Origin of the sequence: Rhodosalinus sediminis, from assembly GCF_003385555.1 — a bacterium.
Taxonomy (GTDB): domain Bacteria; phylum Pseudomonadota; class Alphaproteobacteria; order Rhodobacterales; family Rhodobacteraceae; genus Rhodosalinus; species Rhodosalinus sediminis.
On record NZ_QOHR01000021.1, the window covers coordinates 19,348 to 38,254 of the forward strand.

Sequence of the window (18,907 nt, forward strand, 5' to 3'; positions counted from 1 at the left end):
CATGCGGCTGATCGATTTCTTCGACCGTGCGGCGGAGCTCGAGCCGGAGCGCATCTTCGTCCGGCAGGGCGCGGTCGCGCGCAGCTACGCCGAGAGCCGGGCGACCACGCACCGCATCGCCGCCGCGCTCGGCCGCGACGGGATCGCCCCCGGCATGCGCGTCGGCGTCTACATGCCCAACGACTGGCGCGGGCTGGAGGCGATGTTCGGCCTCTTCCGCGCCGGGGCGGTGATGGTGCCCGTCAACGTGCGCAACGCGGTCGCGCAGAACGCGCAGATCCTGCGCGACGCGGGCATCCGCGCGATCGTCTTTCACTCCGCCTTCGCGGCGGAGCTGGCCGAGGTGCGCCGCGTCTGCCCGGACCTTTCCCTCGCCGTCTGTCTCGACCGCGCGGCCGAGGGCGCGCCCGCCCTCTCGGACTGGATGGCGCCGCCGGGCACCACGGCGCCGGAGGTGCCGCACGACCCGCAGGATCTCTGGACGCTCTACGCCACGAGCGGCACGACCGGCCGCTCCAAATCCGTGCGCCACACGCATCTGACGAACCTCGTCGCCTCGATGGACATGCTTCACGCGCTCGAGGTGCACGGGCCGGTCCGCAACCTCGTGGTCGCGCCGATGACGCATTTCGCGGGCACCTTCATCTTCGCGCTGACGGTCACGGGCGGCACGCACATCCTGATGGATGGTCCCGCGCCGGGCGAGATCCTCGCCGCGATCGAGGCGGAGCGGGCGCAGATCCTGTTCCTGCCGCCGACGCTGATCTACCGGATGCTCGCCGACCCGGCGCTTGAGCGGCACGACTATTCGAGCCTGCACCGTTTCGTCTACGCCGCCGCGCCCATGGCCGAGGACAAGCTGCGCGACGCGGTGGCCGCCTTCGGCCCGGTGATGAGCAATTTCTACGGGCAGGCGGAGGCGCTCGGACCAATTTCCTTCCTCCCGCCGGAGGACCATGCGCCGGGGGCGGACGACGCGGCGCCTGCGCGCCTCGCCTCCATCGGCCGGCCCTCGATCCTGCGCCGGGTGCGCGTGGTCGACGATACGGGCGCGACGGTGGCCCCCGGCACGCCGGGCGAGGTCGCCGTGCGCAGCTGGGGCGTGACGCCGGGCTACGCGGGCGACGCCGAGGCCACGCGGGCGGCCTTCCGCGACGGCTGGTACCTGACGGGCGACATCGGCGTGGCCGACGCCGAGGGCTACGTGACGCTCGTGGACCGGAAATCCGACATGATCGTTTCCGGCGGCTTCAACGTCTTTCCCGCGGAGGTCGAGCGCGCGCTGCTGTCGCATCCGGACGTGCTCGACGCCGCGGTGATCGGCGTGCCGCATCCGGACTGGGGCGAGGCGGTGACCGCGGTGATCGAGCCGCGCCCCGGCGCCGAGATCGCGCCGGACACCCTCATCGAACTCTGCAAGGCACGGCTCGGCAGCCTGAAGGCGCCGAAAACGGTGGAGTTCCGCGAGAGCCTGCCACGCAACGCGACGGGCAAGGTGCTGCGCCGCGAGATCCGCGCGCCCTACTGGGCGGGCCGGGGCCGCGCCATCTGACGCGCGGCGCGCCACTCCTTGGCCATGCCGGCGATCACTTCCTCCGCCGGGCGGACGGCCGAGACCCCGCCGCAGCCGTGGCCCATGCTCCAGACCGTCTTCCAGGAGGCGATGTCGAGCGCGCCCTCATGGAGCGGCGTACCGTCGGGGGCGATCACGCCCTCCCGCACGAGGCTTTCGCGCGCGAAATTCGCCGGAATGCCGGTGACGAGGCTGCTTTGGGTGACGCCGTCGGCGCCGGTGGTCACGACGCTCGCCTTGTGGTCGGCCGCCGCGCGACTCTCCGCGGTGGCGATGAAGGGCGTTCCGGCATAGCCCAGATCGGCGTCGAGCACTTCGAGCGCATGGAGCGCCCGGCCCGTTCCGACCGCGCCCGCGACCGCGAGCGGCCCGTCGAAGAACCGCCGGACCTCGGCGACGAAGGCGAAGGGGTTGAGCCATCCGGTGTTGCCGCCGGCCCCCGCCGTCAACAGCACCAGGCCGTCGACCCCCGCCGCCGCGGCCTTGCGCGCGTGGCGCACGCTGGCCACATCGGAAAAGACCAGCCCGCCGTAGGCGTGCACCGCCGCGACCACGTCGTCCGGCGGCCCGACCGAGGCCACGACGAGCGGCGCCCTCGCCCGCACCGTCGCTGCGAGGTCGTCTTGCAGACGCGCGTTGGAGCGGTGCACGATCAGGTTCACGCCCCATGGCGCGCCGCCGCGGGCGCCCTCGGCGATCCGCTCGAGCCACGCCACGAGCGCCGCGCCCGTGCGCGCGTTGATCGAGGGGAAGGCCGAGAGCGCCCCGGCGCGGGCCGCGGCGATGATGAGTTCCGGCCCTGAGACGAGGAACATCGGCGCCACGAAAAGCGGCAGCGCCAGACGCTCCGACAGATGCGCCCGGAGCGCGGGTCCGGTCCTGTCCGTCGGCCACATGCGGCGCCCTCCCCGTTGGGCGCAGACTAACAAACAACCGTTTGGCACACCAGACGATCTGCGCTACGCTGTCGCAGGTGCCGCCGCGGGAGGATCGGCGGCGCGCCGGGCGGACGCGGCGGGCGCCGCCCGGACGACCAGGGGAGGAGCGCTGACCGCCATGACCGACGTGATCGACGACGCACAGGTCTATCTGCCCGATCTCTTCGCGGCGCACGCCAGACATTACCCCGACAAGCCGGCCGTGATCTGCGGCGCGGAGCGGCGGAGCTGGGGCGCCTTCGTCGCCAATATCAACCGCGTCGCGACCTTCCTCCGGCAGGCGGGGCTCGCGAAGGGCGACCGTGTCGCCGTGATGATGGGCAACTCGGTCGAGATGCTGGAGTGCCTGTTCGGCGTCGTGCGCGCCGGCGGCTGCGTGGTCCCGCTCTCGGGGCTGCTGACCACCGAGCAGCTCGGCAGCCTGCTCGCGGACTGCGGCGCGCGCACCGCCTTCGTCTCGGCCGAGTTCGCCGAGCGCGCCCATGCGCTCGCCGGGGCGGGCACGGACGTCGGGACATGGGTGGCCTCCGGCTTCACGGCGGACGGCTGGCCCGCGCTCGAGGAGATCTACCGCACCACCCCCGACACCGTGCCGGAGGTGCGCCACGCGACGACCGACGCCTTCAACATCATCTATTCCTCTGGCACGACGGGCCTGCCCAAGGGGATCGTGCAGACGCATCGCGCGCGTCTGCACTGGGCCTTTTCCAACGCGGTCGAGATGGGCTTCGGCTCCGAAAGCCGGGCGCTCACCACCACGCCGCTCTACTCAAACGGCACCTGGCTGATGATGCTGCCCACGCTCTTCGCGGGCGGGACGCTGCACGTCATGCCCGCCTTCGATCCCGGGGCGTTCCTCGAGACGGTCGCGCGGGAGGGGATCACGCACACCTTCATGGTCCCGGCGCAATACGTGATGGTCCTCGAACGCCCGGAGCTCGAAACAGCGGACCTGTCGAGCCTGCGCACGGTCCTCTCCGCCGGCTCGCCGCTCCGGCGCGAGACCAAGCGCCGGATCATCGCGCGCCTGTCCCCCGGCCTCTACGAGCTTTACGGCTTCTCCGAGGGCTTCGCGAGCATCCTGAAGCCGCACCAGCACGAGGCGAAGTTCGACACGGTGGGCACGCCGGTCCTCGGGTTCGAGGTGCGCATCCTCGACGATGCGGGCAACGAGGCGCCACGCGGCACGCCGGGCGAGATCGCGGGCTACGGCGCGGGGCTGATGCAGGCCTACAACGGCCGCGACGCGCAGACGGCCGAGCTGATCTGGCGCGACGAGCGCGGGCGCACCTTCGTGCGGTCCGGCGATATCGGCGTTCTGGACGAGGACGGCTTCCTGCGGATCGTGGACCGCAAGAAGGACATGATCATCTCGGGCGGCTTCAACGTCTTTCCCACCGACGTTGAGGAGATCGTCGGCGCGCATCCGGATGTCCGGGACGTCACGGTGATCGGCGTGCCGCACGAGAAATGGGGGGAGAGCTGCCTCGCGCTGGTGATCCCGGCCGAGGGCGCGACCGCGACGCCGGACGCCATCCGGGACTGGGCCAACGCCCGGCTGGCCAAGACGCAGCGCCTCGTCGGGGTCGAGTTCCGCGAGGCGTTCCCGCGCAACGCGCTCGGCAAGGTCGTCAAGAAGGAGCTGCGCGCGCCCTACTGGCGCGACGCCGCGAGCTGAGGCCGTGCGCGTGACCGGCCCCGGACGCGCCTCAGCCCTGCGCCCGGTCGCCGTAGGCCGTGCGCAGCGTCGCGACGAAGGCGCGCGCGATCTCGGCCGGCGCCCGTTCGGCGGCCGGGTCGAACCAGACCGGCACCCAGTTCAGCGCGCCCAGAAGCTGAAGCCGCAGCAGCGCCGGATCGACGCCCTCGGGCAGGCCGAGCGCCTCGAAGAGATCGCGGAACAGGACCTCGTAGGTATTGCGCTGCGCCTTGAGCGTGGCGTTGAGCGCGCGCCGGTCCTCGGCGAAATCGGGAGAGATGATGGTGATCATGTTGCCGGTGGCGATCAGCCCCTCGAGATGCGCCACGGCCGCCGCCTCCAGCCGGTCCCACGGGCGCGTCGCGCGCGCCACCGCCGCCTCGACACGCCGGGTCATGTCGGCCACGACGCGCTCGTGAATGGCCTGCAGCATCTCTTCCTTGGACGCGAAGTGGTAGTAGAGCGACCCCGGCAGCATATCGACCGCCGCCGCGATGTCGCGCATCGAGGTACCGTCGATGCCGTGGCGCGCGATCAGCTCGGCCGCCTTGAGGAGTACCTCTTCGCGCTTGTTGCGGCGGCGCGGCCTGTCACCGGGGGCGGGGCCGCGGCCCGCGTCTGCCTCCTGCCTGTCCAAGATGGTCTCCTTCGTCGGCGCACGGGCGACCGCCGTCCGGCCCCGCGCGCGCAGCGGACGGCAAGACGCCCTCTCGCCGCGTGTTCTACCAAGTGTATGTTTGATTTTCGAGCGCGAATGCATCCCCTCGACCGAAACGGGAGCGACCGGCCATGACCAACGGACAAGCGATGCTGCACCTCGAGGGCCCGGTCGCGCGGATCGTCGTCTCGAACCCGGACGCGGGATACATGGACCGGACGATGGAGGACGCGCTGCTCGACGCGGTCGCCCGCGTCGAGGCCGACCCCGCCGTGCGCGTCTGCGTCCTGTCCGGTGGCACGCCCGGCGTCTTCATCCGGCACTACGACCTGAAGGCGCTCGCGCCGCAGGCCCGGTCGATGGCCGCGCGGGGCATGACCTTCTCCATGGATCGCCCGGTGAAGGAGGCGCCGATCCACCGCGCGCTCCGCCTGATGGAGGAGGGCACGACGGTCCACGTCGCCGCATTGAACGGCACGGCGATGGGCGGCGGCTTCGAACTGGCACTCGCCTGCGATCTGCGGGTGGTCGAGGCCGGCGACCATGCCTTCGGCCTGCCGGAAATCAACCTCGGCCTGCTGCCGGGGGCCGGCGGCACGCAACGCCTGCCGACGCTCGTGGGGCTGTCGCGCGCGCTGCAGATGACGCTGACGGGCGACACGCTGACCCCGCAGGAGATGGTGGCGAGCGGGCTCGCCCTCGACGGAGGGGCGGACGCGGTCGCCGCCGCGCGTACCCTCGCCGCCCGCCTCGCGGCGAAGCCCGCACGGGCGCTGGCGCACATCAAGCGGCTGACCCGGCGGGGCGTGACCGGCGACGCCGAGGATTTCGCGCTGGAGCGCACGCTCTTCTGCGACCTGATGACGACGCCGGAGGCCGGCGCGCTGCTCGACGAGGGCGCCGCCGGCCGCCGCCGGATCACCGACGAGCCGTGACCGCGCGCGCCAGCTGATCGCGCGGCGCAGGGCATGCCGCGTCTCAGCGTGTTTCGGGCGCCTCCAGCAGAATCACCGAGCAGGCCGCCTCGTCGAAGCCGATGACGCCGCCGCCGTTCTCGGCGAGCGCGATCCGCGCGCGCTCCGTCTGCCGCGCCCCGGCCTCGCCGCGGAGCTGCAGCGCGAGCTCGTGGATCATCGACAGGCCGGTGGCGCCCACCGGATGCCCCTTGGACACCAGTCCGCCGGAAAGGTTCACCGGCAACCGCCCGCCCAGCGCCGTCGCGCCGCTCTCGACCAGGGGGCCGCCGCCGCCGTCCTCGGCGAAGCCCAGCATCTCGAGCTGGAAGATCTCGCAGAAGGACGTCGCGTCGTGCACCTCCAGCAGGTCCACGTCCGCCGGGCCGAGCCCCGCCCTGTCGTAGGCCTTGCGCGCGGCGACGCGGCTCAGGCCCGGCTCGTCGGCGGCGCGGTACTTGCCGCCGCTGAGCACCGAGGCGCGCACCTTCACGGCCCGGCGCCGCACGGCCTCCGGCATCCGCGCGAGCGCGTCGCCGGACACGAGGATCGCCGCCGCCGCCCCGTCGCCCACCGGCGCGGCCATCGCGCGGGTGATCGGCCACGAGACCTCGCGGTCGGCCAGCGCCGCCTCGACGGACACCTCGAAGCGGTACTGCGCCTTCGGGTTGAGCGCCCCGTGGCGGTGGCTCTTGGACGCGGCGACGGCGATCTGCTCGCGCGTGGTGCCGTGGCGGCGCATGTGCCAGGCGGCCTGCATCGCGTAGGTGTTCATGAAGACCGTTCCGCCGCCGCCGTTCGGCTCGAAGGGCTTGCCGGCCTCCTCCCCTCGCGCGCGGTAGTAGGCGTGCCAATCCCCGGGATCGAGCTGATCGATGCCCCCCTCGAAGATCTCGAGCGTGCGGGCGGGATCGTCGGGCACGAAGGTCTTCTCGACGCCGATGGCCAGCGCCACCTCCATGTCGCCCGATGCCACGTCCTTCCATGCGCCGTGCAACGCCATCGAGGCGGTCGCGCATCCACCCTCGACATTGATCATCGGCACCCGTTCGGGAAAGAGCCCCTCCCGGACCAGCGGCGTGAAGCAGACCTGCCCGCGGATGTTGCGCTGACCGAAGGTGCCCATCCCGCAGTTGCCGAACCACGCCTGCTCGATCGGCGCGCCGTCCTCCCAGCCGGCATCGGCCAGACACTCGAGATAGGCCTCCCGGGCGAGATCCTTGAACCCGTCCTCCGGACGCTTGCCGAAGGCCGTGCAGGACGTGGCGATCACGTAGACGTCGCGCATGCGCTCTCTCCCGTCAGAAGGATCTTGCCCGCGCGCCCGCCCCGCGCGGCATGGGCGACCGCGTCGCGCAGGCGGTCGAGGGGGTAGCGCGCCTCCACATCGGTGTGGATCACGCCCTCGGCGAGCTTCCGCGCGAGGAAGCCGTGCAGGTCGCGCATCGCCTCGGGCGACGCGGTGCGGTACCACTCCGCGAGCCAGAAGCCCTGCACGCGCACGTCCCGGAACACGAGATCGCGCGCGCCCACGCGGCTGTCCTCTCCGGACAAGAGGCCGTAGACAACGACCCGACCGTGCGCGCCCACCGCGGCGGCGAGCTCGGCCGTCGCGCCCCCGCCCACCGCGTCGAGCGCGAGCCGTGGCGGGGCGCCGGCCACCCCGGCGACGGCGGAGGCGAGGTCCGTGTCGCCGCCGTCCACGATCACGGCATCGGCGCCGTCGGCCATGAGCGCGGCGCGGACGTCCTCCCGGCGCACGATGTTGACGGTGCGCACCCCCATCTCGCGGGCGAAGCGGATCACCATCCGCCCGACGTTGGAGTTCGCGGCGTTCTGAACGATCCAGTCGCCCGGCGCGAGGTCGGCGATCGTGGTCAGGAGAAGCCGGGCGGTCCCGGGATTGGCCCGCATCAGGGCGGCCTGTTCGGGGTCGGCGCCCTCCGGCGCGCGCGGCGCCATGCGCGCGTCGAGCACCACCGTGTCGGCCCAGAGTCCCTGCCCCGCCGGCAGCACCGCGTCGCCCGGCGCGAGCCGCGTCACCCCGTCGCCCACCGCGTCCACGATGCCGTAGGCGCCGACGCCCGGGGTCGCCGGCAGCGCGACGGGCTCGGCGCCGTATCGCCCCTCGACGGTCAAGAGGTCGGCCGGATTGATCGTCATCACGCGGTTGCGCACCCGCACCTCGCCCGGGCCGGGGCGGGGATCGGGCGCCTCGACCACCTCGAGCACCTCCTCGGGCCGCCCGTGCCGGCGGAAGATCGCGTATTTCATCGCCTCGCCTCCCCTGTCGGGCCACCCGAGGGGCGCGCCGACCGCGAACCATGCCGCCGACGCGCCCAGCCGTGAGTGGCGGCTAACCTTTCAGGCGCACGGGCAGGCGCCGGGTGCCCCGCGGCACCATCGCGTCGAGCCATTCGGGCGGCTCCTCCGGATCGAGGGCCAGCTCCGGGAACCGCTCGAAGAGCGCCTGCACGGCGACGCGCCCCTCCTCCCGCGCGAGCTTCGCCCCGAGGCAGAGGTGAATCCCCTGCCCGAAGGTCAGGTGCCGGTTCTGCGTGCGGGTGATGTCGAAGCGCTCGGGCTCGGAGAACTGGCGCGGGTCGCGGTTGGCCGAATTGACCATGACGAAGACCCGGTCGCCCTCCCGCAGGTGGCGGCCGTGCAGCACGTGATCCTCCGCGACCTCGCGCACCAGCGCGTTCGTCGGCCCGTCGTAGCGCAGCACCTCCTCGATCGCGCCGTGAATGCGCCCCGGGTCCGCGCGCAGCGACGCCAGCTGATCGGGATGGCGCAGCAACAGGAGCGCCGCGTTGCCGATGAGATTCGTGGTCGTCTCGTGCCCGGCGAAGAGAACGAGGATGCAGGTCGCCACGAGCTCGTCGTCGGTCAGGCTGTCGCCGTCGTCCTGCGCCTCGATCAGGTCCATGAGGAAGCTCGGCCGCGGATCGCGCCGGCGCTCGGCCACGAGGTCCCGGAAATAGGCCGACATCTTGCGGCATCCGCGCGCGGCGCGCGTGTACTTGTCGGTCGCGTTGCGGGCGCCGCCGATGAAAACGGCCATGTCGTCGGACCATGCCTTGAAGTCGTCGAGCCGGTCGCGCGGCACGTCGAGCAGGTCCATGATCACGAAGGCCGGCAGTTGCAGCGCGAACTCCCGGATCAGATCGACGCGCGCCGCGCCGCGCGTCTCGAGACGATCGAGCAGCATCTCCGTGATCTCGACGATGTTGGGGCGCATCCGCTCGATCGCCGGGGCGGTGAAGGCGTGGCGCATGATCCGCCGCAGGCGCGTGTGATCGGGCGGGTCGCGGAACGCCAGCCACAGGTTGAGGTAATGGATCAGGTCGCGCAGGAGCGCCGCCTCCTCGGGCGGGCGGGCCGTGTAGAAGCGCACGAGCCGGTTCACCGACAGATGGTCGGAGAGCAGCAGATCGCGCACGTCGTCGTAGCGCGTGACGATCCAGGACTTGACCGAGGGGCTCCAGTGGACCGGGTCCTCATCGCGCAGGCGCGCGTAGACGGGAAACGGGTCCGCCATCACCGCCGGGTCGGACGGATCGTACACGAGGTCATCGGCGCCCTGACCGTCCATGCGTTCCCCTGGTCCTCTTTTACCAAACGATCGTTTGTTAATAGCGCCGCCACGTCCGCCTGACAAGCCCGCAGATGCCCGGGGGCGGTCGCCGCCCGCCGCGCGGCAGGCGAAACTTGGCGCCGGGCGGACCGTTCGGATGCGGCGGCCTTGCCGCCCGCAGGGCGCCCAACCGACTGCCCCCCCGCGCGCGACCGGCCCCGGTCGCCATGGCGGCGCCGGTCCGGCGGCCGCGCGCGGCGGCGCTCTTGCCGCGCGCCGCGCCCTGTCGTAGGCAGACACGACGGCCCCGGCGGAGGAGGTGCAGGGTGACGGACGATCCGAAGACGCTGGTCTCGACCGACTGGCTCGCCGCGCATCTCGACGATCCCGACCTGCGGGTGCTCGACGGGTCGTGGTACATGCCGGATCAGAGCCGCGACGCCCGCGCCGAATACGAGGCCGGGCACATCCCCGGCGCGCGCTTCTTCGACATCGACGAGATCGCCGACGCCCGCTCGGAGCTTCCGCACATGGCGCCCCCGGTCGAGAAATTCATGTCGCGCCTGCGCGGCATGGGCGTGGGCGACGGGCATCAGGTGGTCGTCTACGACGGCGCCGGGCTCTTCTCGGCGGCGCGCGTCTGGTGGACGCTGAAGCTGATGGGGCAGGACGACGTGGCGGTGCTCGACGGCGGTCTGCCCAAGTGGCAGGCCGAGGGCCGGCCGCTCGACGACATGCCCCCCGTGGTGCGCGACCGGCACATGACCGCGCGCAAGCAGAACCACCTCGTCAAGGACGTCACGCAGGTCTCGGCGGCGGTGAAGCTCGGCGACCACGAGATCGTGGACGCCCGCCCCGCCGACCGCTTCCGCGGCGAGGCCCCCGAGCCGCGCGAGGGGCTGCGCGCGGGCCATATCCCGGGCTCGCGCAACCTGCCCTTCACCGAGCTTCTGACCGAGGACGGCACGATGAAGGACCCGGCCGCGCTCCGCGCCGCCTTCGAGGCCGCCGGCGTGGACCTGTCGAAACCCGTGATCACCAGCTGCGGCTCCGGCGTGACCGCGGCGATCGTCAACCTCGCGCTGGCGCGGCTCGGGAAGGCCGACCACGCGCTCTACGACGGCTCGTGGGCCGAATGGGGCCGCTTCCCCACGCTGCCCGTCGCCACCGGAGACGCCTGATGTTCGAGACGCTCAGCCAGCAGCCGCCCGACAAGATCATCGAGCTGATGAAGCTCTACGCCGACGATCCGCGCGCCGAGAAGATCGACCTCGGCGTGGGCGTCTACAAGAACGCCGAGGGCGTGACCCCGGTGATGCGCGCGATCAAGGCCGCCGAGAAGCGCCTCTGGGAGGAGCAGACGACGAAATCCTACGTTGGGCTCACGGGCGATCCGGCCTTCAACGACGCGATGATCGATCTGGTGCTCGGCGACGCGCTCTCGCGGCCGCACGTCGCCTCGGCGGCGACGCCGGGCGGCACGGGCGCGGTGCGTCAGGCCTTCGAACTGGCGCGCATGGCCAACCCGGGGCTGCGCGTATTCGTCTCCGATCCGACCTGGCCCAACCACCTCTCGATCCTCAAGCACCTCGGGATCGAGACGGTGCCCTACCGCTATTTCGACGACGCCACCTGCACCGTGGACAGCGAGGGCATGCTCGCCGATCTGGAGCGGGCGCGGCCGGGCGACATCGTGCTCCTGCACGGGTGCTGTCACAACCCGACCGGCGCGAACCCGGGCGCGGCGGCCTGGCGCGACATCGTCTCGGTGCTGCGCACGACCGGCGCGACGCCGATGATCGACCTCGCCTATCAGGGCTTCGGCGACGGGCTCGCGGCGGATGCGGGGCCGACGCGGCTGATCGCGTCCTCCCTGCCCGAGACACTGATCGCAGTCAGCTGCTCGAAGAACTTCGGCGTCTACCGCGAGCGCACCGGCGCGCTGATGGCCGCCGGACAGGACACCGACCGCGTCGCGGCGGTTCAGGACAACCTCGCCTACCTCAACCGGCAGAACTACTCCTTCCCGCCGGATCACGGGGCGCGGGCGGTGACCATGGTGCTCACCGACCCGGAGCTGCGCGCCGACTGGGAGGCCGAGCTCGAGGAGATGCGCACCGGGATGCTCCACCTGCGCGAGGCGCTCGCGGCGGAGCTTCGGGCGCGCGCGGGCTCGGACCGCTTCGCCTTCCTCGCCGAGCATCGCGGCATGTTCTCGCGCCTCGGCGCGACGCCCGAACAGGTGCAGCGCCTGCGCGAGGATCACGGCGTCTACATGGTGGGCGACAGCCGGATGAACATCGCCGGCCTGAACGAGGCGACGGTGCCCATCCTCGCCGAGGCGATCGTCAGGGCCGGCGTCTAGAAGGCCGCCCGCCCGCGTTCCTCCAGCAGCCAGGCATCGCCGCCCTCGAAGACCGCCGGGATGAGCGCGCGCCCGTGGCCCGCGCCGCCGTCCATGTTGACCCGGTTCGCGTGGCGCACCGGCCGCTTGCCCGGCGTGTGGCCATGCACGACCAGCCACGGGAAGGGCCCCGGGTGGTCGAGGAAGGGCTGCCGGATCCAGAGGAAATCCTCCGGGTCCTGCTCGGGCCACGGCACGCCGGGACGGATGCCGGCGTGCACGAAGAGATACCCGTCCACCTGATGCCAGCGCGGCAGGCTCTGCAGGAAATGCAGGTGCCCCGCCGGCACCGCCTCCCGCGCCGCGAAGAGGAGCGCCTCCGCCGTCGGGGCGGCGTCCGGGTCCACGCCGTAGGAGCGCAGCGTCGCCCGCCCACCGAGGCGGTCGGCGAACCAGTTCACACCCGAGACGATGCGGTGATGATCGAGCGTGTTCAGCGTCAGGAAGCGCTCGAACATCTCGTCGTGGTTGCCCTTGACCACGGTCCAGGGACGGCCGGCCTCGATCCCGGCGATCAGCCTGTCGAGCACGCCGCGACTATCCGGGCCTCGGTCCACCAGATCGCCGAGGAAGACGACGGGCGCCTCCGGCCCGCCGTCCGCCTCGATCCGGGCGAGCGCGCGCTCGAGCTCGGGGAGCTGACCGTGGATATCGCCGACGGCGTAGAGAGGGGCGTGAGGGTCCATGCGACTCGCTCGTGAACTCGGCGGCCTGCGCGCGCCGCGCGTCGGCCCGGGGCCGGGCCTCCTCGCGGCGCGGGGCGCCCGAAGAGGCCCGATCCGGGCCGATGAGGGCCGGCGTCAGGCCACGTCGAAGGCCAGCGGCTTGACCTGCCCGAAGAGCCCGGTGTCCTGCAGCGCCTTGACCGCCTCGGCCCGGACGGGCTCGTCGACGTAGAGAAGCGCGATCGCCTCGCCCTGCGCCTCCTTCCGGCCGAGGGTGAAGTTGGCGATGTTCACGCCATTGTCGCCGAGGGTCCGGCCCAGCGTGCCGATGATGCCGGGGGCGTCCTCGTTGGTGGTGTAGAGCATGTGCCGCCCGACCTCAGCGTCGATGTTGATGCCCTTGATCTGGATGAAGCGCGGCTTGCCGTCCGAGAAGACCGTGCCGGCGATCGAGCGCTCGCGCTTCGCGGTGACGACGGTGACCTTGATGTAGCCCTCGAAGGCGCCGGATTTCCCCTGCTTGGTGGTCGAGGTCTTGATTCCGCGCTCCTGCGCGACGACCGGGGCGGAGACCATGTTCACGTCCGGGTTGGCGCGCTTGAGGATGCCGGCGATCACCGCGCAGTTCAGCGCCTCGAGGTTCATCTCGGCCGCCGCGCCGTCGTAGAGGATGTTGATCGCCTGCATCGGCTCGTCCGTCATCTGCCCGATGAAGGCGCCGAGATGCCCGGCGAGCTCGATCCAGGGCCCCATGACCTTCGCCTCCTCGGCGGTGACCGAGGGCATGTTGAGCGCGTTCTGCACCGCGCCTGTCAGCAGGTAGTCCGACATCTGCTCGGCCACCTGCAGCGCCACGTTCTCCTGCGCTTCCGAGGTCGCCGCGCCGAGGTGCGGGGTGCAGACGACGTTCGGCAGACCGAAGAGCGGGTTCTCGGTGGCCGGCTCCTCGGCGAAGACGTCGATGCCGGCGCTGCCGACGTGGCCCGCCTCGATCAGGTCGGCGAGGGCCTGCTCGTCCACGAGCCCGCCGCGCGCGCAGTTGATGATGCGCACGCCCTTCTTCGTCTTCTCGAGGTTCTCGCGCGAGAGGATGTTCTCCGTCTGGTCGGTGAGCGGCACGTGCAGCGTGATGAAATCCGCCCGGCCGAGCAGCTCGTCGAGCTCGACCTTCTCGACGCCCATCTTGTCGGCGCGCTCCTGGCTGAGGAAGGGATCGTAGGCCACGACCTTCATCCGCAGGCCGCGGGCGCGGTCGCAGACGATGGAGCCGATGTTGCCCGCCCCGATCACGCCGAGCGTCTTGCCGGTGAGTTCCACGCCCATGAAGCGCGACTTCTCCCACTTGCCCGCCTGAGTGGAAGCGCTGGCCTCCGGGATCTGGCGGGCGACGGCGAACATCATCGCGATGGCGTGCTCGGCGGTGGTGATCGAGTTGCCGAAGGGCGTGTTCATCACGATCACGCCCTTCTTGGAGGCCGCGTCGCGGTCGACGTTGTCCACGCCGATGCCGGCGCGGCCCACGACCTTCAGGTTGTCCGCCGCCTCGAGGAGCTTCGCGGTCACCTTGGTCGCCGAGCGGATGGCGAGGCCGTCGTACTGGCCGATGATCTCCTGCAGCTTTTCCTTGTCCTTGCCGACCTCGGGCATGAAGTCGACGTCGATCCCGCGGTCGCGGAAGATCTGCACGGCGGTTTCGGAAAGCTTGTCGGAAACGAGAACCTTGGGAGCCATTGGTCTGTCCTTGTTCAGGGGTCCGGGGACCGCGCAGACGCGCGCGCGCCGGAGGGGTGTCGGGAGGGACGCGGGCCCGCGTCCCGGGGGATGTCGGAGAAGGGGCGCGCGCCCTCAGGCGGGCGGCACGCGGCGCACGGACCGGGCGCGGCGGCGCGGGGCAGGCCCGGCGCGCGCCGCCCCGCCCCGCGCGCCCATCACGCGGCGGCGGCCTGCGCCTCCAGTTCGGTGTGATAGGCCCAGTCGATCCAGGGCAGCAGCGCCTCGATGTCCGACCGCTCCACCGTCGCGCCGCACCAGATCCGGAGCCCCGGCGGCGCGTCGCGGTAGGCGCCCACGTCGAGCGCCGCGCCCTCGGCCTCCAGCCGCTTCTGGACGGCCTTGGCGAAGGCGGCGCCGTCGGCGATCCGCTCGTCGGTGAACTTCAGGCAAACGGAGGTATTCGAGCGCGTCGCCGGGTCCTTGGCGAGGTTCTCGATCCAGTCGCGCGCCTCGCAGAAGTCCCAGACGGCCTGCGCGTTGGCGTCGGCCCGGGCCTTCAGCGCCTCGAGCCCGCCGATCTCGCGCGCCCAGTCGAGCGCGAGGAGGTAATCCTCCACGCAGAGCATCGAGGGCGTGTTGATGGTCGCCCCCTCGAAGATGCCCTCGTTGAGCTTGCCGCCCTTTGTCATGCGGAAGATCTTCGGCAGCGGCCAGGGCGGCGTGTAGCTTTCCAGCCGCTCGACCGCGCGGGGGGAGAGGATCAGCATCCCGTGCGCCGCCTCGCCGCCCATGACCTTCTGCCAGGAGAAGGTGACGACGTCGAGTTTCTCCCACGGCAGGTCCTGCGCGAAAGCGGCCGAGGTCGCGTCGCAGATCGTCAGCCCGGCGCGGTCGTCCGGGATCGCCGCGCCGTCGGGCACGCGCACGCCGGAGGTCGTGCCGTTCCAGGTGAAGACGACGTCGGCGTCGAAATCGACCTGCGCGAGGTCCACGATCTCGCCGTAGTCGGCCTCGCGCACGGTGGCGTCGAGCTTGAGCTGCTTGACCGCGTCGGTGACCCAGCCCGCGCCGAAGCTTTCCCAGGCGATCATCTCGCACTTGCGCGCGCCCAGCATCGACCACATCGCCATCTCAACGGCGCCGGTGTCGGAGGCGGGCACGATGCCGATGCGGTAGTCGGCGGGGACGCCGAGGATCTCGCGCGTGCCCTCGATCGCCGCCTTGAGCTTGCCCTTGCCGGCAGCGGCCCGGTGCGAGCGCCCGAGCGGCGCGTCGGCGAGCTTGTCGAGGGAGAAGACGGGGGGTTTGGCGCAGGGGCCCGAGGAAAAACGCGGATTCGCCGGCCGCGCGGCCGGTTTGACGGGTGCAGGCATGGTATCCTTCCAGATATGCGCCCCTCGTTGGGGAGGGGTGTCCCGCCTCCGTCGCTACAGCCTTCCCCGGGGAAGTGCAACCGTCGAACCGTCTGCGGTGCGCCTGAAGCGCAGCGCCGAGCGGGTGCGGCGCATGGTGCGCAGGGACGCGTGCCGGGGGCGGCGCGGCCGGGCGAATCGCTCCGCCGGGCTCTCCCGTGCCATGGCGCCGCCCGCGGCCCCCCGGCCGCGGTCGCGCCTCAGGCGGCGCCGCCCGGCGGCAGGCCGTAGATCGACCGCCCGGCGAGCCCAGCACCGAAGATCGCGGCATAAAGCGCCAGCAGATAGGCCGGATAGGCGAGTTCCAGCATGCTGCCGCCCAGCGCGGAGGCGACGCCGAACCCGGCCGCCAGCGTCTGCACCGCCCAGGGCAGGAGCGCCTCCGACCCCGGCCGGCGATAGGCCTGAAGGACCGTGAGCGACCCGCCCGTCGCGCCGATGGCGATGGAGAGCGCCATGGCGTAGGCCGCGTCGTCCGTCGCCCACCAGAGCAGGAGCCCGAGCGCCGAGAGGCTCAGGATCGCCCCCTCCGATCGGTTGAAGACGGAGCCCGCGCCGCGCCAGAGCGACAGGAGGAAGATCGCCGCCGTACCGGCCATCTGCGATCCGGTGAAGAGCAGGCCCCGCGTCCCGCCGGAGCCCAGCACGGCGAAGAAGGCCACCGCGCTCAGCACCGACCAGATCAGCCAGGAGGACCGCTGCGGACGCGCCCGGCCGCGCAGCACGGCCCAGCCGTAGGGAAGATACGCCATCACGCTGAGAGAGGCCGCGACCGCGGCCAGCTGCGCTTCGTCGAACGCCATGTCCCTGCCTCCGGGTGGTGTGCCTGCGTCGTCGTCACAGTCCGCGACCGGGGCGCGCCCCGGTCACGACGAAGCAGATAAATCCATTCCGGAGAGCGGCTTGCTGCGCTGCGACATGAGCGGAGTCGTTTTTGATCCAGAGGCGCGCTGCGCCGCGGAAACGCCTGCGGCAGGGTGTCGCGGGCCGCCGTTCGCGGCGCCGGTGCGAGGCGCGGCTTGGGCCTGTGCGGCCCGCCAATGACGCCGCGCGACGGCCGCCATCGCGCGCCGCAGGCCCCGCGACCCGACTAGCGTCAGGCGGTGGGCGACTTTGCGTCGCCGTCGGGCGGCCCGGACGCGGCCGGGGGCAGCGTGACCATCGCGCGCAGGCCGCCGGCGGCGCGGTTGGCGAGGTGCGCGTCGCCGCCGTGCGCGCGCAGGATCGCGCGGGCGATGGGCAGGCCGAGGCCCGTGCCGCCGGTCTCGCGCGAGCGGGAGGTCTCCAGCCGGACGAAGGGGTCGAACACCCGCTCCAGATCGGCCTCGGGCAGGCCGGGACCGTCGTCCTCGATCACGACGCGGACCGCGCCCGCCTCGGCCTCCAGCCGCACGCGCGCCCCGCCGCCGTAGCGCTGCGCGTTCTCAAGGAGGTTGCGCAGCGCGCGCCGCACCGCAAGCCGGCGGAGCGGCAGGACCGCCGGCACCGGCGCGGCGACCGTGACCGCCGGGCCGGTCTCCGAGAGCTCCCCGGCGAGCTCGGCGAGCAGCGCGGCGAGGTCCACCGGCTCGGGCGGCTGATCGGGCGAGACGCCGCGCGCATAGGCCAGCGTGGCCTCCACCATCTCCTGCATCTCGTCGAGCGTCGCGGTCATGCGCTCGCGGGTCTCGGCGTCCTCGACCATCTCGGCGCGCAGCCGCAGCGCTGTGATCGGCGATCGCAGGTCGTGGCCGAGCGCGGCGAGCATCCGCGTGCGATCCGCCATCATCCCCGCGAGCCGGCGCTGCATCCGCGCCAGCGCCTCGGCGAGCGCCTGCACCTCGCGCGGGCCGTCGCGCGGCATCTCGACGGGCTGCGCGTCCGCCCCCACGGCGTCCGCCGCCTCCGCCAGCCGGCGGAGCGGGCCCGTGATGCGCCGCAGCCCGAGCCAGAGCGCCCCCATCAGGAGCGCGAGCGAGACGAGCGTGGTGCCGAGGATCGCCGGCGGCAGCTGCACGCCCGGCCGCCAGACCCGCGAGGTGACGTTGAGCCACGCGCCCTCGTCGAGCGGGATCGACAGGCGCATCTCGACCGGCGCGATCCCGGCCTCCGCGAGGCGCCCGTGCAGCCGCCCGCCGGGGCCGGGCCGGGGCGCCGCCGGCCCCTCGCTCAGCCGCACGTCGCGCCCCGGGTCGAGGCCGAGGCGCCCGAGTAGCCGCGCGCGCAGGCGCGGATGGAGCGCCGCCTCGGGCCCGACCAGCGGCTCGGGCGCGAGCGTGAAGCGGCGCAGCCGCGTGCCCGCCGCCTCCAGCACCAGCGCCCGCTCGTCCCCCTCGGCGCGCTCCAGCAGCCGCGCGACGGTGCCCGCGCGCTCCACCGTCTCGATGCGCTGCGCGATGCGGAGCGCCTCGCCCCGCTCCCCGGCGAAGATCCAGACGCTCGCCGCCTGCGCGGCGAGAAAGGCCGCGAGGATCAGGAGGGCGAGCTGCCCGAGGATACCGCGGGGCCGGAGGCGTCTCACGACAGCTCCCGCACGTCCGCGGCGAGGCTGTAGCCCGCCGCCCGGATCGTGGCGATCAGGCGCGGCTGCGCGGGGTCGTCCTCGATCTTGCGGCGCAGGCGACTCACCTGGTTGTCGATGCTGCGGTCGAAGACGTCGGCCTCGCGCCCGCTCGTCAGGTCGAGGAGGCGCTCGCGCGAGAGCACGACGCGCGGGCGCTCCAGAAGCGCGGTGAGCAGCCGGAACTCGCCGCTGGTGAGCGCGACCTCGCGCCCGTCGGCGTGGGTGAGCGCCCGCGTGTCGGTGTGGAGCACCCAGTCCGCGAAGGCGAGCCGGCGCCCGCCGAGGCGCCCGGCCAGCGGCTCGGGACGCTCGGCGCGGCGCAGGATCGCCTTGACCCGCGCCAGAAGCTCGCGCGGGTTGAAGGGCTTCACGAGGTAGTCGTCGGCGCCGATCTCCAGCCCCACGATGCGGTCGGTCTCCTCCGACAACGCGCTCAGCATCAGGATCGGCGGCCCGCCCGCCGCGGCGAGGCGGCGCGCGGCCGAGAGCCCGTCCTCGCCCGGCATCATCACGTCGAGCACCACCAGATCGACGCGCCCGGCCCTGAGCGCCGCGTCCATCTCGGCGGCGCTCGCGGCGGCCTCGGCGCGCAGGCCGTTCTTCTGAAGGTAGCGGGTCACGGCGTCGCGGATCTCGCGGTGGTCGTCGACGACGAGGACGCGCGGGGGGCTCTCTCGGGCGGTCATGGCACCGTCATAGCGCGGTTTCGCGGCGCGCGGACAGTCGCTCTGTCGCAGTCTGTCGCAAAGGCCCGATCCGGGACGCGGCGTTAC

16 protein-coding genes are annotated in these 18,907 nt (G+C 72.6%); 5 read left to right on the forward strand and 11 right to left on the reverse strand.

Going from position 1 to position 18,907, the window contains the following annotated elements; genetic code table 11:
- Position 1: 1 nt before the first annotated feature.
- The gene (locus DRV84_RS12500) at positions 2 to 1,552 is read left to right on the forward strand and encodes a class I adenylate-forming enzyme family protein (RefSeq protein WP_115981209.1); all 1,551 of its coding nucleotides are present in this window, start codon (positions 2 to 4) and stop codon (positions 1,550 to 1,552) included.
- Here DRV84_RS12500 and DRV84_RS12505 read toward each other — a convergent pair.
- Complete coding sequence (locus DRV84_RS12505; RefSeq protein WP_115981271.1) at positions 1,522 to 2,469, reverse strand: NAD(P)H-dependent flavin oxidoreductase; 948 nt, start codon at positions 2,467 to 2,469, stop codon at positions 1,522 to 1,524. The genes DRV84_RS12500 and DRV84_RS12505 overlap by 31 nt on opposite strands.
- Positions 2,470 to 2,629: 160 nt before the next feature.
- Between DRV84_RS12505 and DRV84_RS12510 the strand changes: the two genes are divergently transcribed.
- Entirely contained in the window at positions 2,630 to 4,189 is a 1,560-nt protein-coding gene (locus DRV84_RS12510; RefSeq protein WP_158547805.1) for a class I adenylate-forming enzyme family protein, read from the forward strand.
- A 31-nt stretch (positions 4,190 to 4,220) separates the two neighbouring features.
- Here the strand turns inward: DRV84_RS12510 and DRV84_RS12515 are convergent, their stop codons facing one another.
- The gene (locus DRV84_RS12515; protein ID WP_158547806.1) at positions 4,221 to 4,847 is read right to left on the reverse strand and encodes a TetR/AcrR family transcriptional regulator; all 627 of its coding nucleotides are present in this window, start codon (positions 4,845 to 4,847) and stop codon (positions 4,221 to 4,223) included.
- 152 nt (positions 4,848 to 4,999) lie between these two features.
- On the opposite strand from DRV84_RS12515, the gene DRV84_RS12520 reads away from it, so the two are divergent.
- Positions 5,000 to 5,803: an enoyl-CoA hydratase/isomerase family protein gene (locus DRV84_RS12520; RefSeq protein WP_205026737.1), complete on the forward strand. Its 804-nt coding sequence runs from the start codon at positions 5,000 to 5,002 to the stop codon at positions 5,801 to 5,803.
- A gap of 43 nt (positions 5,804 to 5,846) precedes the next feature.
- Here the strand turns inward: DRV84_RS12520 and DRV84_RS12525 are convergent, their stop codons facing one another.
- The 3 genes from DRV84_RS12525 to DRV84_RS12535 form a co-directional block, all read right to left on the reverse strand.
- The gene (locus tag DRV84_RS12525; RefSeq protein ID WP_115981218.1) at positions 5,847 to 7,109 is read right to left on the reverse strand and encodes a thiolase family protein; all 1,263 of its coding nucleotides are present in this window, start codon (positions 7,107 to 7,109) and stop codon (positions 5,847 to 5,849) included.
- The gene (locus DRV84_RS12530) at positions 7,091 to 8,095 is read right to left on the reverse strand and encodes a zinc-dependent alcohol dehydrogenase family protein (RefSeq protein ID WP_115981220.1); all 1,005 of its coding nucleotides are present in this window, start codon (positions 8,093 to 8,095) and stop codon (positions 7,091 to 7,093) included. Before DRV84_RS12530 ends, DRV84_RS12525 begins: the two co-directional genes overlap by 19 nt.
- Positions 8,096 to 8,177: 82 nt before the next feature.
- Positions 8,178 to 9,416 (reverse strand): cytochrome P450, encoded by a 1,239-nt coding sequence (locus DRV84_RS12535; RefSeq protein ID WP_115981222.1) that lies wholly within the window; start codon positions 9,414 to 9,416, stop codon positions 8,178 to 8,180.
- 308 nt (positions 9,417 to 9,724) lie between these two features.
- On the opposite strand from DRV84_RS12535, the gene sseA reads away from it, so the two are divergent.
- Both sseA and DRV84_RS12545 read left to right on the forward strand, forming a co-directional pair.
- Positions 9,725 to 10,579 (forward strand): 3-mercaptopyruvate sulfurtransferase, encoded by an 855-nt coding sequence (sseA, locus tag DRV84_RS12540; protein WP_239995070.1) that lies wholly within the window; start codon positions 9,725 to 9,727, stop codon positions 10,577 to 10,579.
- Complete coding sequence (locus DRV84_RS12545; RefSeq protein WP_115981227.1) at positions 10,579 to 11,763, forward strand: amino acid aminotransferase; 1,185 nt, start codon at positions 10,579 to 10,581, stop codon at positions 11,761 to 11,763. The genes sseA and DRV84_RS12545 overlap by 1 nt, the downstream gene beginning before the upstream one ends.
- On the opposite strand, the gene DRV84_RS12550 is transcribed toward DRV84_RS12545, so the two are convergent.
- From DRV84_RS12550 to DRV84_RS12575, 6 genes are all read right to left on the reverse strand, one after another.
- Positions 11,760 to 12,488: a metallophosphoesterase family protein gene (locus DRV84_RS12550; RefSeq protein ID WP_115981229.1), complete on the reverse strand. Its 729-nt coding sequence runs from the start codon at positions 12,486 to 12,488 to the stop codon at positions 11,760 to 11,762. The two genes, DRV84_RS12545 and DRV84_RS12550, sit on opposite strands and share 4 nt — an antisense overlap.
- 114 nt (positions 12,489 to 12,602) lie before the next feature.
- Entirely contained in the window at positions 12,603 to 14,198 is a 1,596-nt protein-coding gene (gene serA / locus DRV84_RS12555) for a phosphoglycerate dehydrogenase (RefSeq protein WP_115981231.1), read from the reverse strand.
- 197 nt (positions 14,199 to 14,395) lie between these two features.
- A complete protein-coding gene (locus DRV84_RS12560) occupies positions 14,396 to 15,553 on the reverse strand; it encodes a phosphoserine transaminase (RefSeq protein ID WP_115981233.1) in 1,158 nt (385 codons plus the stop codon).
- Positions 15,554 to 15,792: 239 nt separating this feature from the next.
- Positions 15,793 to 16,395 carry a hypothetical protein gene (locus DRV84_RS12565; protein WP_115981236.1) on the reverse strand — a complete coding sequence of 201 codons (603 nt, stop codon included), beginning with the start codon at positions 16,393 to 16,395 and terminating at the stop codon, positions 15,793 to 15,795.
- Positions 16,396 to 16,688: 293 nt separating this feature from the next.
- A complete protein-coding gene (locus DRV84_RS12570) occupies positions 16,689 to 18,092 on the reverse strand; it encodes an ATP-binding protein (protein WP_115981238.1) in 1,404 nt (467 codons plus the stop codon).
- On the reverse strand, positions 18,089 to 18,820 hold the full coding sequence (locus DRV84_RS12575; RefSeq protein WP_115981240.1) for a response regulator: 732 nt from the start codon (positions 18,818 to 18,820) through the stop codon (positions 18,089 to 18,091). Before DRV84_RS12575 ends, DRV84_RS12570 begins: the two co-directional genes overlap by 4 nt.
- Positions 18,821 to 18,907 lie beyond the last annotated feature (87 nt).